Here is a 16021-nt window from a genome sequence, read left to right as displayed (position 1 = left end):
CAATGACGGACGGCTTTGACTGGATGCCGTTTCAAACGGCGACGCGCCTTTTGCAAGACCATCAGTTACGTCGGGATAACTGCTGATCGTAGGCCTGGTTCACCTTCATACCCACCACGTCTGCGGCGCTTATCACGTTAGGGCTATTGACGACAAAATCACTGCATTTGTCCCCGTCCAGGTCAACGGCTACCCAGTACAGGCCATCACAGTCTGATTTCATGATGAATGCCTCACCGGCCTTTCCCGTGAACCTGTCTACCTGTGTCAGCGAAACACCCGACTTTTCAAGCATCCTGGATAAATCGATTTTATCCTTGCCACTGGTGAAATCCTCCAAGGTGTCGACCTTTTGGCAGTTCGATTCAGAAGCCGAACTGTAAGAGTGCGTTTTGCCGCCCCCCTGCTCTTTTGCTGCGTTCTCTCTTTTAGTCCTCGGCGGGCTGGGCTCTGGTTCCGGAGCTGTCGTCAAATCGGGCTCTGGTTCAATTGAGGTGGGAGGTTCAGGGTTGACCATCAAATCCTTGTAGTGGATTTTCCCGTTACAGCTCACCAGAAAATCAGGCTTCCCATTACCTGTCAGGTCAAGCGCCAGGCGTCCCTGCCCGTTGCTCGCGTCGTGGCTCAATACCGCCTCGCCCGCACGCCCGCTGAATCGGTCAACAATGTAGAGGACCTTCACAGCAGCGCGCTTCAATAGCGTGGAGATGTCGACTCTGTCAGTACCGCTGGCAAAATCCATGATCAAATCAGGGGACTCAGGCGTGGAGTCTGCGATGCTGTCATAGACAAACGTATCCGCACCGCCGCCGCCCTCGAGCTTGTCCGCCCCGCCACCGCCCTTGAGGCGGTTGCCGATAGGGTTACCGATCAGGCTGTCATCACTGAAACCACCCACCGCATTTTCCAACGTGACGCCCTTGGCGATGGAGACGTTGTTTTTCAGGCCGCCAACATCCGAAAAGGACTCAGCATTCAGATTGATTTTCTGTTTCTGGCGGAAACCGGAAAAGTCCAGGGTATCGGTTCCACCTGCATCCCAGACGCAAAAAACAGGTTTGTCCTTGGCGCTCTTCAGGCTGTAGAAATCTCGACCGGTGTTGGAGTTGAAGCCGTAGACCGTGTTGGTTTTTCGGGTGTGGGTGTTCGCCCCGTACAACCTCTGCGCAGCGGCGATATCGTGCATCATGGGGGCCGCGATTTTTTTGCCGCCGTAAGGATAATCGCCAAAGGATGAATCGTGGTAGCTCATGGCGGTGTAGGTGGTTGAGTCCTCTCGGTAAGCCGGACCGTCGTCGTGGGGATGCTCAAGACCGATGGAATGGCCAATTTCATGGACTGTTACCTTATCAAACAAAGTCCCGTGTTCCAGCTTTCCATCAGCCCCCTGAGTGCCGATGTCGACCGTACCGATCGAAAAGCTATTGGGCAGACTCGCTTCTCCCCCTGTATCGCCCGCTAAGGGTGAGATACGGAGGGAGGCATCGGCCCCCTTGGCATTTTCCTTGAACGACAGGTTGGTCACCTCCGCCCACGACCGAAGCCCCTCCTTGATCCGCGATTTCTGGTGAGGGGTGAATCTGGAATCCAAGGTATACGAAAGATCTATTTTCCCGTCGTTATTCCGATCTCGCCATTTGTAACCGCCTCGCGTGAGATGTTTCGCCGCTTGATCCGTCGTGTATGAAGTGAGATGACCATCTGTTTTTAAATTGTCAGAACCCATAATCCTGCTACTGCTCGCAACAGGGGAAACATTTGATATCTTCATGAGCAACTCGCTAGACTTTTAAAAAAGGAAACAACAACTAATACTCACACCAATTACTTGCAAACAAACAAACCATGAACACACAAGCAAAATCGCACAGAGAAGTACGCCAAGCAAGTACGTGAGTCATACCAACTGAAACGCCGTGCATGCGCCATAAACAAACCTATAAAAACTCACACTCCAATACTTGCAATTGACAACAGTTTCCAAGCGTTCACCGGAACCAGCTGAATATCCAGTTCGCGAAGCGCGAGACCCCTGAAACGATCTGTTTGCCCACCCGCGATCCAAACCAGGGTGTGGGCCCGGGCGTTGGAAGCGGATCCGGCTCTGAAGTCGAGTCAAGCACAGGATCCTGTTCAGGCTCCGGCTCGGGGTCAGTGGCTGGAGTGGACGTCACCGCCACGACCTCTCTCTCACCGCTCCAGATCACATCTTCCTGTTTGATTTGGCCTTGGCTGCTGATCAACAGATCTGCCGTGCCATCTCCCGTGGTATCCACCGCCAGTGTGGAGCGCCCGGTTGCCGTGTCATGCCTGAGCACCGCGTCGCCGGCACGACCACTGAAGCTATCCGTGAAGTTCAGCGACGTGAGCCCCGCCTCGCGCAGTACGCCGGCCACGTCGATTTTGTCGCTACCGCTGGTGAAGTCCTGAATAAAGTCGGGAGCCTGGGGCGTTGAGTCGCTGACGCGGTCGTATACAAAGGTGTCGGCGCCGGCACCGCCGCGCAGCGTGTCGCTGCCGCCAGCCCCTTTCAAGCGGTTATTGGCGCTGTTACCCGTCAACACATCGCTGTTGGAGCCCCCAATAGCGTTCTCAACGATCACGCCCTTGGCGATCGACACATTACCCCGCAGCCCCCCCACATCGGAAAACGCCTCGGCATTGAGGTTGATGTTTTGTTTATTGCCAAAGCCGGAAAAATCCAGGGTGTCCTCGCCTCCACCATCCCAGACGCAGAAGACGGGCTTGTCGCGGGCGCTCTTGAGGCTGTAGTGCGCACGATCGGTGTTGGAGTTGAACCCATACACGGTATCGGTGGCACGGGTGCGCGTATTCGCCCCGTATGAGCGCTGGAGCGCCGCGATATCGTCCATCATGGGCGCTGCGGGTTGTTGTTCGTTGAAGTCATGACCCGGTTGCTTGCGCTCCGACCAATAGCTCATGACACTGCGGGCCTTGGTGTCCTGCGTATAATCGGCATTGGCCTCGTAAGTGCCACCGCCGTCGTAACCGCCCGGATGTTGCAGGCCCAGGGTGTGCCCCAACTCATGGGCCAACAGGAACATGAAATGACTGCCCACTCCAGGATTGGCGCCCGCGCCTGCCGTCCCAACTTTCGCCGTTACGTTCGATTGGTATCGGTTGGGAAATTCTCCGTGGCCCGACCAGGAGCCTGGCATGCCTCTGATGACGATAGAGCCATCGACCTGGGCACCGTTTTCAACAAAGGAAATGTTGGCGACATCGGCATAAGCCTTCAATGCCTGCCTGGCGCGCTCTTTCTGGGCCGCAGTAAAGACGCCGGAAAAACTAAAGCCCACCACGACTTTATTGTCTCGATCTCGATCATGAAACTTGAAGTTACCTCGAGTGATATGTTTCGCTGCCTGCGCGGTGCTGAGCGACCTCTTTTTGCTGGTCCAGTACGAGGCGCCGTTATCGAACGCAGACAAAAGGGAATGCGACGAGTGAACAGGGGGTTGCTGTGAAGTTTGTCGGACAGGAAAGTGCATGATCATGAATACTCTGAACAGTGAACAGCCATTCGTCCATGTATGAGAAATATCAACGCTGACCAGTCCATTGGCAGCCCATTAAATTCTCAAATTGACGACTTCTTCACCAGCGCGAGTTCTTTTCAACAATACTTAATGAACACACCTGTAAAGTAAACACACAAAATCAGTTAACAGCCGACTATTCCCGACATACCAACAACACTATGAAGTTGATTTTTCTAGGCAAAAATCTTGTAAAACACCCCTTTAACTTAATCAAAATCTTAATTTAAAACATGAGGAAACTCACTCAAACATGCCTGAAAAAAGGCGGGCAGAAAAACCGTGCTCATCCGACAACGCACGCTTCCAACCCTGACACCGCCTGATAGCCCTAGGATCGCACCAGTTTTTCCAACGCCGCGTCCGCCAGGAATGACGAGCGGCTTTTGACCTTGTGCTCCCGCACATAGCGGTCGATGCGCTGGATGACATAACCGGGCAGGGTCACATTGACCTTCTCGGTCTTACCCAGGTAGGGCGTGACGTCCAACTCCAACATGCCCCAGCCCATCCCGGCGTAGTCCTCATGGGCATGATAACGGGCGACCGACGTTGGCATCGGAATCGTCCCACCTTCTGCGGCGATCTCTTGCAGCATGATGTGCGCAACTTCCACGGCGGCTTTGTAGGCCTCTTCAAAACTGTCCCCGGCGGTGACTGCACCGGGGATATCGGGGATCTGGATACCGGTGGCGGTGAAGTCATCGCCCCATTCGATACAGATTGGGTATTGCATGAATGCTCTCCTTGAAAATCAAACAGCCCGGCGCGTTTCCTGATGCTTCTGAGGGTGCCCAGTGGCAGGTCCTTCTTGGGGTGGGGTACCGGGATTGTGTACGGGCTATAACGATGGATAAAAATGTGATGACTGCCCGTTACCCGATCCAATACCCAACCCGCCTCTTGCAGTTCCTTGATCAATAGCCTGCTTTGCACCCCAGCCTCCTTGGCTTGGTCCGAATAAAAGTAACTCTAGAGTTATCTTTACTCAAGCACAAAATGCGCATGTCTGACTGACGGCTGTTTTACCGAATATTGAAAACTCAACGGCTCCCCACGGGAAACGCATGACACCGCTAGCCCAGCGCCTTAGGCTTGAGCGCCGCCCAGTCAACAGGAACATCCGATGGACCGTCTCACTGCCATGGAAACCTTCGTTCACGTCGTCGAGACCGGCTCCTTCTCGGCCGCCGCCAAACGACTGGGCGTAGGCCAGCCCGCCGTTTCCAAAAGCATCGCGCAGTTGGAAGCCCGCCTGGCCGTGCGGTTGTTACTGCGCTCGACCAGGGGCCTGACCCCTACCGAGGCAGGCCTGGCATTTTTCGAGAAAGCCAAGAGCGCCATTTTCGAAGCCGACGAAGCTGACGAGGCCGCCCGTGGCGCAGGCGCTGGCTTGACGGGCAACCTGCGGGTCAGCGCCGGCGTGACGTTCTCCCGCATGCGGATCATTCCCAACCTGGGACCGTTCCTGGACCAACACCCCGGCCTGAACATCGACGTGTTGCTTGACGACCGCCTCCTCAACCTGGTTGAAGACGGCATCGACGTTGCTCTGCGTATCGGCAACCTGAGCGATTCCGGCCTCACTGCTCGCCGGCTTGGCCAAAGCCCGAGCCGGGTGTTCGGTACACCGGCCTACTTCGAACGTTTCGGCGAGCCACAAAGCCCGGCGGATATCCTCAACCACCAGGCCGTGATCTACAGCCTCGGGGAAAGCCCGCTCTGGTCGTTCAAACAAGGCCCACACGAACACACCATTGCCGCTCGCGGGCGCTTGCGTGTCACCTCTTCCGAAGGCTTGCGCGCAGGCGTACTCGCCCACCATGGCCTGGCGATGACGTCCGAATGGATGTTCTCGCCGGAATTGGCCAGGGGGGAGGTGAAAGCTGTGTTGACCGATTGGGAACTGCCTCCCAAGGATCTCTGGGCGGTATTGCCGACGGGTCGGATGCCGAGTGCCAAGGCCAAGGCGTTTATCAGCTATGTTGAAGGGTTAATGACCTAGCGCCATCCGTAGGCCGGTGCAGCGCGAGGTCAAGCGCATGCCGAATGCCCGTGGTCGAGGCAGCACAGCAGGCGCTCGACCGTGTGGTCCAGCGGCCCGGAGTTATCCAGCACGAACAACCCCGCGCCATTACCGGCGATCAGCTCGGCGGTGAACCGCGCATTGCGTGCCAGGCGCGCTTCGATATCCGCCAACGCCTCACGGCCCCGTGCGATCAAGCGTTGGCGCAACACGGCCTGGTCCACCGTCAACAGCAACACCAGCGACGTCGGATAGCGCTCGCGGGTCTGCGCCAGGTGTGCACGGGAGCCGTTGACCAGTACGTCGTCCCCCGCTGCCAGCCAGTCGTCAATCACCCTGGGAATGCCGTAGGACAAGCCATTCGCCTGCCAACTGAGGGCAAACGCACCCTCGGCCTGCATCTGCGCAAACCGCTCCGGGCTCACCCCTTGCGCCGCTTCGCCCACCGACTCCGGCGAGCGAGTGATCACGCGGCGTACAATGCGGCAGCCGCGCTCGGCTAAACGTGGGCGTGCGGCATCCAGCAGGCTGTCCTTGCCCGAGCCCGAAGGCCCGATGAGATAGATCAACCTGCCTGGCATCAGAACACCCTCTTCGCTTGTCGTCATACGTATTGCGCTACAGGCGACCCTTCGCGGCTGCGGGCCTGGACCCGGTCTTCGCGCGGGCCGAGGGCAGTCTCGCCACGGTCCTTCAGCCCTGCCGCTAAGTATATCCAGCAAGCCCCCGGCCGCCAGCCCGGAGGCAGTCACATTACCGGAGAGCGACGCGTCGCGCACCACGTTCGGCGCCCCCCCTCGACACTTTCATGTTCAGCGTCTGGCAGCCCTTCGCCGCCTCAGGCGTAGTGGGGTGCCGCATTCTTTCCATCGGGGGCAAGCCCCCTCCCACCTTTCTTTGATCTCCAGTGTTTGAAAGAGCGGATTTCAAAGCGCAAAAAAAGGCGACCTGTGTAATAGGTCGCCTTTTGTCATTGCGCGTACTGCTTGCTCAACCCCGGCGGCACACCCTGCACATCGGTGTCTTCCCACGGCCCGTTCGGGCTGATCGAGCGGCTCCAGCCGTTGCTCCAGCGGTAATACGTGCGCTGGCGATAGAAGGTGTCGGGCTGGTCGTCCAGTACATACACCTGCATCTTGCCGTCCCAGTGGCTGGCAGCGCCTGGAGGTGGCGCAAACGTCGGCGACTTGGTCGGCACGGGCTTCGGCGGCGGGGTCACCGGGCCGGACGGTTTGGTGCTCGGTTGGGTCGACGGGGACGGTGGAATGGTCGGGCCGGTAGGTGCCGGAGGTGGGCGGTGGACCGCACAAGCGCTCAGGCCCAATACCAGGCTGAGCAGGGTGATGCGTGCAAATGCGGTCATGGGCGTTTCCTCGATTTACTGGTCCGGACTGTCGATGGTCAGCTGCTGCAAGGCAGTGGTACTGCTGGCCAGGGGTTGGCTGCGGCCGATCCACTCGCCAGTGGTCGGCTGACCGGCCCGGGATATGCGCGCAACCAGTTGGACTTCGGGGAAGTTGGACAGTTTCAATTGCGGCATCATCGCGTCGGCATCGCCCAGTTCGACGGTGATCGGCAGTTCGGCGACAGTGACGCGCTTGGCCGCCAAGGGGGCCGGCGGGCCACTGACGGCGCGAGCGAAGATGAACACGCTGTCGGTGGGCAGGGCTTTGGCCTTCGCCTCGGCGGACAGGTCCACGCGGACTTTCATCACGGTCTTTTGCGCAACCGTGCCGCCGCTTTCCTTGAGCTTCTCGGCCGCGCGGTCGATACCGCCTTGCAGGGCGGCGCGGGAGTTGTCTTGCGGTGGCAGTTGGGCCAGCAATCGATTCCAGTAGTCGATCGCCTCTTGATAACGCTGACCTTCAAAGGCGGCGATACCCAGCAGGCCGAGGCTGGTGACTTCCTTCGGATCGAGCTTCAAGGCTTCGTCGGTCAGGGCCTGGACCTTGGGCGACCACTGTTTGTTGTCGGCAAAGTACTGCGCCTGGGCCCACTGGCCGAGCAACTCCGGTTGACGCCCGGCCAGGGCCACGGTGCGCTCGAAGACTTTAGCGGCATCGGCGGAGCGGTCCTGGGCCATGTAGGCGCGACCGAGGAAGTACAGGCCTTCCGCCGAATCAGGCTGGGCAGCGGCGGCCCGCTCCAGGCGCTGGGTCATGTCTTCCATGGACACCGGCGGCTGGGAGAATTCGCGGGTCAGTTCGACCTTGTCGCTGGCCCCATAGTGCAAGTACAGGGCAACGCCAAGGACCGGCACCAGAAACGCCGCCAACAAGGGCAGCGGCTTGCCCAGGCGCGACTCACGGGGCTTTTCCACGCCTTCGGTATCGGCCAGCAATTCGCGGGCAGCTTCGGCGCGGCCGGTGTCGAGTTGCGCAGGATTCAATACGCCTTCGTCCTGCTGCACTTGCAGCTCGGCGACGCGTTCCTGGTACAGCGCCACGTTCAGCGCGGTGCGGTCCTCTTCACGTTGGGCACGGCGACCGCGCAGGACAGGGATCAACAGGAAACTCAGGGCAATCAGAAGCAGCAGGCCGGCTGCGAGCCAGAAATCAATCATCAGTCTTGGTGTCCAGCAATTGGTCGAGGCGTTTACGCTCATCCAGGGACAGCGCGTCGGAACCATCGGTTGGCGTGGCGCGGCGGCGGCGCACGATCACGGCCATTACGACAACGCCGGCCAGCAACAGCCCGGCAGGGCCGAACCAGAGCAGCGCGGTCTTGCCGGTGAGGGCCGGTTTGTAGCGCACGAAATCACCGTAGCGGTCGACCATGAAATCGATGATCTGCTGGTTGTCCTTGCCCTCCCCCAGCATGCGGAAAATCTCTTTGCGCAGGTCGGCGGCAATCGGCGCGTTGGAGTCGGCGATGTCCTGGTTCTGGCACTTGGGGCAGCGCAGTTCCTTGGTCAGGTCGCGAAAACGCTCGCGCTCGGCGTCGTTGGCGAATTCGTAGGTGTCGATGGCGGCGTGGGCCACACCGGCCAATCCGAGCGCCAGGACCGCAGCAGCTAACAGACGCTTCATGGCTTGGCCTCATCGACCAAGGCCTGGTACTTGGCGGCCAGTTGCTCGCGCCAGACCACCTCGTCGATCACGCCGACGTACTTGTCGCGGATCACGCCCTTGGCATCGATAAAGAAGGTTTCCGGAGCGCCGTAAACACCGAGGTTCAGACCGAGGTTGCCGTCTTCATCGCGGATATCCAACTGGTACGGGTTATGGAACTCCGCCAGCCATTTCAAGGCGGCGGCATTGTCGTCCTTGTAGTTGATGCCGTAGATCACCACGCCCTTCTCGGCCAGCTTGTTCAGCACCGGGTGTTCGACGCGGCAGGAGATGCACCAGGTGCCCCACACGTTGACCAGCGCCGGTTTGCCCAGCAGGTCGGCCTGGGTCAGGGTCTTGTCGCCCTGCACGGTCGGCAGGCTGAACGCCGGGAACTGTTTGCCGATCATCGCCGAAGGCAGCTCGGCCGGGTCCAGGTACAGCCCGCGATACAGGAATACCGCCACCACCAGAAACATCGCCAGCGGTACCACCATCAACCAACGCTTCATGCCGCCGCTCCTTGCAGGCCGAGAGCTTCACGCACCCGGCTTTTCACTTTGACCCGATAACGCCGGTCCAGCGCGGCGAGCAAACCACCAAAGCCCGTGAGCAAACCGCCGAACCAGATCCAGCGCACAAACGGCTTCACATGCACCCGCACGGCCCAGGCGCCGTCGCCCAGCGGTTCACCCAATGCGACGTAGAGGTCACGGGTGAAACCTGCGTCAATCCCGGCTTCGGTCATCATCGAGCTCTGCACGGTGTACAGGCGTTTTTCCGGGTGCAGCACCGCCACCTCCTTGCCGTTGCGCACGACGCGCACGGTGCCTTTGTCGGAGGTGAAGTTCGGCCCTTCGAAGTGCCTGGCGCCTTCGAAGATGAAGTGGTAACCGGCCAGGTCCATGGACTCGCCCGGCGCCAGGCGCAGGTCGCGTTCAGCGCTGTTCTGGCTGGACAGCACCACACCGAGGGCGCACACGGCGATGCCGATGTGGGCGACCTGCATGCCCCAGTAGCTGCGGGTCAGGGTTGGCAGGCCCTTGATCAGGCCTTTGTGACGGGTTTTGTCGAAGATATCGCGCACGCCGGCCAGCAACACCCAGGCGGCGAGCAGGAAGGTGGCGAGCACCGCCCAGTTGAAGTCGCCGTAGGCAACCCCGGCGATCACCGCCAGGGCCACACTGCCCAGCAGAACCGGCATCAGCATGCCGGCCAGCCATTTGACCGGGGTGTCTTTCCAGCGCACCAGCACGCCGACCGCCATTACCACCATCAGCAGGCCCATCAGTGGGATGAACAATGCGTTGAAGTACGGCGGGCCGACCGACAATTTGGCGCCACTCAGGGCATCCAGCACCAGCGGATACAAGGTGCCGAGCAGGATCATCGACGCGGCCACCACCAGCACCAGGTTATTGCCCAGCAGCAGGGTTTCCCGCGACCATAGGTTGAAGCCGACCTGGCTCTTGACCACCGGGGCGCGCAGGGCGAACAGGGTCAGGGAGCCGCCGACCACAAACAGCAGGAAGATCAGGATGAACACGCCGCGCTCCGGGTCGGACGCAAACGCATGCACCGACGTCAGCACCCCCGAACGCACGAGGAAGGTGCCGAGCAGGCTGAGGGAAAACGCGGCGATGGCCAACAACACGGTCCAGCTCTTGAACACGCCACGCTTCTCGGTGACGGCCAGCGAGTGAATCAGCGCCGTACCCACCAGCCATGGCATGAAGGAGGCGTTTTCCACCGGGTCCCAGAACCACCAACCGCCCCAGCCGAGTTCGTAGTAAGCCCACCACGAACCCAGGGTGATGCCGATCCCGAGGAACGCCCAGGCGACGATGGTCCAGGGCCGCGACCAGCGCGCCCAGGCCGCATCGAGGCGCCCACCCAGCAAGGCGGCAATGGCGAAGGCAAAAGCCACGGAGAAACCCACGTAGCCCATGTAGAGCATCGGCGGGTGCACGATCAGGCCGATGTCTTGCAGCAAAGGGTTGAGGTCATGCCCGTCCGCCGGGATCTGCGGCAGGATGCGGCTGAACGGGTTGGAGGTCATGATCAGGAACAACAGGAAGCCGATGCTGATCATGCCCATCACCGCCAGCACCCGGGCCAGCATCACTTGCGGCAGTTGGCGCGAGAACACCGACACGGCAAAGGTCCAGCCGCCGAGGATCAGCGCCCACAGCAGCAGCGAGCCTTCGTGGGCGCCCCACACGGCGCTGAACTTGAAGTACCAGGGCAACGCGCTGTTGGAGTTGTTGGCCACATAGGCGACGGAAAAGTCGTCGGTCATGAAGGCATAGGTCAGGCAGCCAAACGCGAACAGCAGGAAAGCAAACTGGCCCCAGGCCGCCGGCTGCGCCAGGCTCATCCACAAACGGTCGCCACGCCAGGCACCGAGCAACGGCACCACGGCCTGGACGATGGCAAAGCACAGCGCGAGGATCATCGCCAACTGGCCCAACTCCGGAATAAACAGTGCGGACGTCATGGCTTAGCCCTCCTTGGCAGGTGTTGGAGCCGACTGGCCGCTGTCTTTCAACGCCTTGGTGACTTCCGGCGGCATGTATTTCTCATCGTGCTTGGCCAGCACTTCATCAGCCACCACTACACCATCCGCGTTGAGCTTGCCCAGGGCGACGATGCCCTGGCCTTCGCGGAACAGGTCCGGGAGGATGCCGCGGTAGGTGATGGTCACGGCTTTATTGAAGTCGGTGACCACGAAGGTGACGTCGAGGGAGTCGGCAGAGCGTTTCAGCGAGCCCTTCTCCACCATGCCGCCGGCGCGAATCCGCGTGTCCACCGGCGCTTCGCCGTTGGCGATCTGAGTCGGGGTGTAGAACAGGTTGATGTTCTGTTGCAAGGCGCTCAAGGCAAGGCCCACGGCAATGCCGACGCCCACCAGGATGGCAAGGATGATCAACAGACGCTTTCTACGCAGCGGATTCACTTTTCGGTCTCCCGGCGCAGACGACGCGCCTCTTGTTGCAGGTAACGCTTGCGGGCCAGGATCGGCGCGGCGACGTTGAGGGCCAGCACCGCCAGGCAGATGCCATAGGCGGTCCAGACGTACAGGCCGTGATGGCCCATGGCGAGAAACTCGCTGAAAGAAGCAAAACTCATCCACGCGCTCCCAGGCTGCTTTGCACTTCGGCCTTGACCCAACTGGTACGGGCTTCACGCTTGAGCACTTCGAGGCGCATGCGCAGCAGCAGCACGGCGCCGAAGAAGCAGTAGAACCCCAGCACCATCAATAGCAGCGGCGCCCACATCTCTACCGGCATCGCCGGTTTTTCGGTGAGGGTGAAGGTGGCGCCCTGGTGCAGGGTGTTCCACCACTCCACCGAGTATTTGATGATCGGGATGTTGATCACGCCGACAATCGCCAGCACCGCGCAAGCCTTGGCGGCGCTGTCACGATTGCTGATCGCGTTGCCCAGGGCAATCAGACCGAAGTACAGGAACAGCAGGATCAACATGGACGTTAGTCGCGCATCCCACACCCACCACGAGCCCCAGGTGGGCTTGCCCCAGATCGCGCCGGTGACCAGCGCCACGGCGGTCATCCAGGCGCCGATGGGCGCGGCGCATTGCAGGGCCACATCCGCGAGCTTCATCTTCCACACCAGGCCGACGATGCCGCACACCGCCAGCATCACGTAGCAGGACTGGGCCAGCATCGCGGCAGGTACGTGGATATAAATGATGCGAAAGCTGTTGCCTTGCTGGTAATCCGGCGGCGCGAAGGCCAGGCCCCAGACCAGGCCGATGCCGATCAGCAACACGGCGGCTACGCTCAACCACGGCAACAGCTTGCCGCTGATGCCATAGAACCATTTGGGCGAGCCGAGCTTGTGAAACCAGGTCCAGTTCATTGCTGTTTCCATCACGGTTGCTTTTCGTCGTTGCGAAAAGCTTAGGGTCTTTACTGGTTAAGACAACGCTTAACCAGACCTCATTATTCGCCGACGCTGATCTTCAGGCCGGCCGCTATAGCAAAGGGTGTCAGGGTGACCGCCAGGGCGGTCAGGCTACCCAGCCACAACAGGTAACCGGTCGCTGGCATGCCCATGAGCGCGGCTTGCAAGGCACCGCTGCCCAGGATCAATACCGGGATGTACAAAGGCAGAATCAACAGGGCCAGCAGCAGGCCGCCCCGCTTCAAACCCACGGTCAATGCCGCGCCTACCGCGCCCAACAGGCTGAGCACCGGCGTACCGAGCAACAGGCTCAGCAGCAGGATCGGCAGGCATTCGGTGGGCAACCCGAGCATCATCGCCAGCAGCGGCGAGAGCAAGACTAGCGCGAGGCCGGAAAAAGCCCAGTGTGCCAGTACCTTGGCCAGAACCAGAAGTGGCAGGGGGTGCGACGAAAGGACCCACTGTTCCAGGGAACCGTCTTCGAAATCACTGCGAAACAGCCCGTCCAGCGAGAGCAGGACCGATAAAAGCGCGGCCACCCACACCAGTCCTGGGGACAAGGTTTGCAACAGTTTAGTCTCGGGGCCAACCGCCAGCGGGAACAGCGCGATGACAATCGCGAAGAACACCAGCGGATTGGCCAGTTCGGCGGGGCGACGGCAGAGCAAGCGTGCTTCGCGGGCAACCAACAGGCCGAATACGCTCATAGCGACCACCGCCCCAGGTCCAAGTCACGATAACCGGCGGGCACGCGATTAAGGGTGTGATGAGTGGTGAGAACGACCAGACCGCCCTGCTCGCAATGCCGGGCCAGGTGCTCTTCCAACTGGGCGACGCCCTGTTTATCGAGGGCGGTGAAGGGTTCGTCGAGAATCCACAGCGGCGGGCCGGGCAGATACAAACGCGCCAGGGCCACGCGGCGCTGCTGGCCGGCGGACAAGGTGTGACAGGGAACGTCCTCGAACCCCTTGAGGCCGACAGCGGCCAGGGCCTGCCAGATGGCATCGCGGGAAGCGGGATGATGCAGGGCGCTGAGCCAACTGAGGTTTTCCTCGGCGGTCAGTACGTCCTTGATGCCGGCGGCGTGGCCGATCCACACCAGGTTGCGGGCAAGTTCGCTGCGTTGTTCGTTGAGGGGCTTGCCGTTGAGTCGAACCTCACCGGCGGTCGGCTGCATCAGCCCGGCCAGCAGGCGCAGCAAACTGGTCTTGCCGCTGCCGTTGGGGCCGCTGATCTGCACCATGTCGCCGCCCTTGAGCCGCAGTTCGAGGTGCTCGAACAGCAGGCGCAGGTCGCGTTCACAGGCAAGCGCTACGGCTTCAAGAAGAGGGCTGGTCAAAAGATCGCGGGCCTTTACGGTTCAAGTCGGCGGTGCAGCGGCCGTTAAAGAGAAATGCACAATAACGGCTTTGGCGACCGATTTTAGAGAGCTGGATCAAATAGTTGTGAGGTTTTTACCGCTCTCGTTGCAGACGGGCGGCATTATACATGTGATGCCCTACTCTAAAGAGGGCAATTTCCCCAGAGACGACGCGCGCGATGACCGGTGAGATCAACCTTCCTACGCTTGCACCCGCCCCGACAGCCGGGCCTGGCCCCGCACCCGCGGCCGGCGAGCTGCTGAAACTGCTGGAGCCGCAGATCGGCCTGATCGACCCTGGCAAAACCGCGAACGCTGAAGTCATCGCCCTGAAACAAGGCGGGGAAGCCTTCCAGTTGCTGCTCAAATTGACCCTGGAAGGCGGCCGCCAGACCCTGGTACAGGCCAGCAGCCCCCAACCACTGCCGCTGGGCAGCAATGTGGCAGTGAGCCAGACGACTGCGGGCAACCTGACCCTCAGCCTGCAGCAGGCCTTGAGCGCCAATGTCGCCGCCCTCACCCGTATTGACACAAACCAGATGCCGGTAGGCACGCTGTTGCAGGCCAAGGTGCTGACCACCCAGATGCTGCCCCAGGGCACGGCGCAGCCGGCGATCTACCGCTCGCTGGTCACTGTGCTCAACAACGCCCTGGCGGGCGCGACCCTGACCGTGGAAAGCCCTCAGCCCCTGCGCGTCGGCAGCCTGCTCAGCGCCGTGGTGCAGAACGCGCAGACCCTGAGCTTTGTGCCGCTGAGCGGGCTCAAGGATCAACTGGCCGTCAGCCAGCAACTGTCGACCCAACAGAGTCGCCAGGGCTCGCTGGATGCAGTCGTCACCGCCCTGCAAAACCTGCCACGCGGCGACAGTACTTCCGCCGACCTGCGCGCCGCCGCCGACCGCCTGCTGGCCGCCCTGCCGGACCTGGCGCAGGTCAGTAACCCCAAGGTACTGGCGCAAGTCATCCAGAACAGCGGCGCCTTCCTTGAAGCCAAGCTGCTCGCCGGGCAGAACCCGCAAATTCCGCCGTTGGACATGAAGGGTGCGTTGCTGCGCCTGGTCGCGGACCTGTTGCCCGCCCTGCCCGCCAGCACCAACATGACAGCGATCCTCGCCGCCAACACCCTGGCCCAGGCGCTGCCCAACTTCGTGCGCAGCCCTTTGAATACCCTCGGCCAAGTCAGCGCCCGCCAGATACCTGCCAGCTTCCCGCTGCCCGAACGGCTGATGGCGAAACTGGAAGGCGAAGGCGACCTGGAAAACCTGCTGCGCCTGGCCGCCGGAGCCATCTCACGCCTGCAAAGCCATCAGCTGTCGAGCCTGGAACAGACCGGCACGACTGCCGACGGCCGCTTGCAAACCACCTGGCAACTGGAAATCCCCATGCGCACGTTGCAGGACATCGTGCCGTTGCAGGTCAAGTTCCAGCGCGAAGAACCGGCACCGGACAAGGACCAGCCCGAACGCAAGGAGAAAAAGGACGCCAAGCAGATGCTCTGGCGCGTCGAACTGGCTTTCGACATGGAGCCGCTCGGGCCATTGCAGGTCCAGGCACAATTGAGCCAGGGCAAACTCTCCAGCCAGCTGTGGGCCTCCCGCCCCTTCACCGCCAGCCTGATCGAAAGCCACCTGGGCACCCTGCGCGAACGCCTGGTGACCTCGGGCATCAACGTCGGCGACCTCGACTGCCACCTCGGCACCCCACCGCGCGGGCCGAAAACCGGACTGGAACAACGCTGGGTGGATGAAACCGCATGAAGAACCCGACACCGCCGCGCCAGGCGATTGCCCTCAAGTACGACGGCCAGCAGGCACCCACGCTGACGGCCAAGGGCGATGACGCCCTGGCCGAAGCAATCCTGAAGCTGGCGCGGGAAAATGAAGTACCGATCTACGAAAACGCCGAACTGGTCAAGCTGCTGGCACGGATGGAGCTGGGCGACAGTATTCCCGAGGAGCTGTACCGCACGATTGCCGAGATCATTGCGTTTGCCTGGACGTTGAAGGGCAAGTTCCCGGTGGGGTATGACCCGGATGCGGGGCAGGTGGAGCGCGACATCACCGAACGCGGCGACGATTACTGAGGCATATGAAGATCCA

General features: G+C 60.9%; 17 protein-coding genes and 1 pseudogene. 3 read left to right on the top strand and 15 right to left on the bottom strand.

Annotation, left to right across the window (positions count from 1 at the left end):
• Window positions 1-61: 61 nt before the first annotated feature.
• The 4 genes and pseudogenes from BM110_RS26150 to BM110_RS26135 form a co-directional block, all read right to left on the bottom strand.
• Window positions 62-1771 carry a M10 family metallopeptidase C-terminal domain-containing protein gene (locus BM110_RS26150; RefSeq protein ID WP_139220348.1) on the bottom strand — a complete coding sequence of 570 codons (1710 nt, stop codon included), beginning with the start codon at window positions 1769-1771 and terminating at the stop codon, window positions 62-64.
• 217 nt (window positions 1772-1988) lie between these two features.
• The gene (locus BM110_RS26145) at window positions 1989-3518 is read right to left on the bottom strand and encodes a M10 family metallopeptidase C-terminal domain-containing protein (protein ID WP_256575469.1); all 1530 of its coding nucleotides are present in this window, start codon (window positions 3516-3518) and stop codon (window positions 1989-1991) included.
• Window positions 3519-3891: 373 nt separating this feature from the next.
• Window positions 3892-4296 carry a type II toxin-antitoxin system HicB family antitoxin gene (locus BM110_RS26140; RefSeq protein ID WP_092247779.1) on the bottom strand — a complete coding sequence of 135 codons (405 nt, stop codon included), beginning with the start codon at window positions 4294-4296 and terminating at the stop codon, window positions 3892-3894.
• Between the two features lie 20 nt (window positions 4297-4316).
• Window positions 4317-4496, bottom strand: a pseudogene (locus tag BM110_RS26135) (type II toxin-antitoxin system HicA family toxin); the annotation flags it as partial.
• A 190-nt stretch (window positions 4497-4686) separates the two neighbouring features.
• Between BM110_RS26135 and BM110_RS26130 the strand changes: the two are divergent.
• A complete protein-coding gene (locus BM110_RS26130; protein ID WP_092247774.1) occupies window positions 4687-5565 on the top strand; it encodes a LysR family transcriptional regulator in 879 nt (292 codons plus the stop codon).
• A gap of 29 nt (window positions 5566-5594) precedes the next feature.
• On the opposite strand, the gene phnN is transcribed toward BM110_RS26130, so the two are convergent.
• From phnN to ccmA, 11 genes are all read right to left on the bottom strand, one after another.
• Window positions 5595-6167, bottom strand: coding sequence for a phosphonate metabolism protein/1,5-bisphosphokinase (PRPP-forming) PhnN (phnN, locus tag BM110_RS26125; protein WP_092247771.1), 573 nt, complete (start codon window positions 6165-6167; stop codon window positions 5595-5597).
• A 389-nt stretch (window positions 6168-6556) separates the two neighbouring features.
• Window positions 6557-6949, bottom strand: a complete 393-nt coding sequence (locus BM110_RS26120) for a hypothetical protein (RefSeq protein ID WP_071488485.1) — start codon at window positions 6947-6949, stop codon at window positions 6557-6559.
• 15 nt (window positions 6950-6964) lie between these two features.
• Complete coding sequence (gene ccmI / locus BM110_RS26115; protein ID WP_092247768.1) at window positions 6965-8149, bottom strand: c-type cytochrome biogenesis protein CcmI; 1185 nt, start codon at window positions 8147-8149, stop codon at window positions 6965-6967.
• Window positions 8142-8615 (bottom strand): cytochrome c-type biogenesis protein, encoded by a 474-nt coding sequence (locus BM110_RS26110; RefSeq protein ID WP_093514415.1) that lies wholly within the window; start codon window positions 8613-8615, stop codon window positions 8142-8144. The genes ccmI and BM110_RS26110 overlap by 8 nt, the downstream gene beginning before the upstream one ends.
• A complete protein-coding gene (locus BM110_RS26105; protein ID WP_071488488.1) occupies window positions 8612-9148 on the bottom strand; it encodes a DsbE family thiol:disulfide interchange protein in 537 nt (178 codons plus the stop codon). Before BM110_RS26105 ends, BM110_RS26110 begins: the two co-directional genes overlap by 4 nt.
• Window positions 9145-11133 (bottom strand): heme lyase CcmF/NrfE family subunit, encoded by a 1989-nt coding sequence (locus BM110_RS26100; protein WP_093123229.1) that lies wholly within the window; start codon window positions 11131-11133, stop codon window positions 9145-9147. Before BM110_RS26100 ends, BM110_RS26105 begins: the two co-directional genes overlap by 4 nt.
• A gap of 3 nt (window positions 11134-11136) precedes the next feature.
• Window positions 11137-11592, bottom strand: coding sequence for a cytochrome c maturation protein CcmE (ccmE, locus tag BM110_RS26095; RefSeq protein ID WP_092247762.1), 456 nt, complete (start codon window positions 11590-11592; stop codon window positions 11137-11139).
• Window positions 11589-11765, bottom strand: coding sequence for a heme exporter protein CcmD (gene ccmD, locus BM110_RS26090; protein WP_061435869.1), 177 nt, complete (start codon window positions 11763-11765; stop codon window positions 11589-11591). The genes ccmE and ccmD overlap by 4 nt, the downstream gene beginning before the upstream one ends.
• On the bottom strand, window positions 11762-12517 hold the full coding sequence (locus BM110_RS26085) for a heme ABC transporter permease (RefSeq protein WP_071488491.1): 756 nt from the start codon (window positions 12515-12517) through the stop codon (window positions 11762-11764). Before BM110_RS26085 ends, ccmD begins: the two co-directional genes overlap by 4 nt.
• Window positions 12518-12600: 83 nt before the next feature.
• Window positions 12601-13269, bottom strand: a complete 669-nt coding sequence (ccmB, locus tag BM110_RS26080) for a heme exporter protein CcmB (protein WP_092247759.1) — start codon at window positions 13267-13269, stop codon at window positions 12601-12603.
• Entirely contained in the window at window positions 13266-13901 is a 636-nt protein-coding gene (gene ccmA / locus BM110_RS26075; protein WP_092247756.1) for a cytochrome c biogenesis heme-transporting ATPase CcmA, read from the bottom strand. Before ccmA ends, ccmB begins: the two co-directional genes overlap by 4 nt.
• Window positions 13902-14101: 200 nt before the next feature.
• Here ccmA and BM110_RS26070 point away from each other — a divergent pair, with 200 nt between their 5' ends.
• Window positions 14102-15679 carry a flagellar hook-length control protein FliK gene (locus BM110_RS26070; protein WP_093514414.1) on the top strand — a complete coding sequence of 526 codons (1578 nt, stop codon included), beginning with the start codon at window positions 14102-14104 and terminating at the stop codon, window positions 15677-15679.
• Complete coding sequence (locus tag BM110_RS26065) at window positions 15676-16005, top strand: EscU/YscU/HrcU family type III secretion system export apparatus switch protein (protein WP_093514413.1); 330 nt, start codon at window positions 15676-15678, stop codon at window positions 16003-16005. Before BM110_RS26070 ends, BM110_RS26065 begins: the two co-directional genes overlap by 4 nt.
• Window positions 16006-16021 lie beyond the last annotated feature (16 nt).

This window comes from Pseudomonas sp. NFPP28 (assembly GCF_900115535.1).
Lineage (GTDB): Bacteria > Pseudomonadota > Gammaproteobacteria > Pseudomonadales > Pseudomonadaceae > Aquipseudomonas > Aquipseudomonas extremorientalis.
This window is presented reverse-complemented; position numbering and strand designations above follow the sequence as displayed.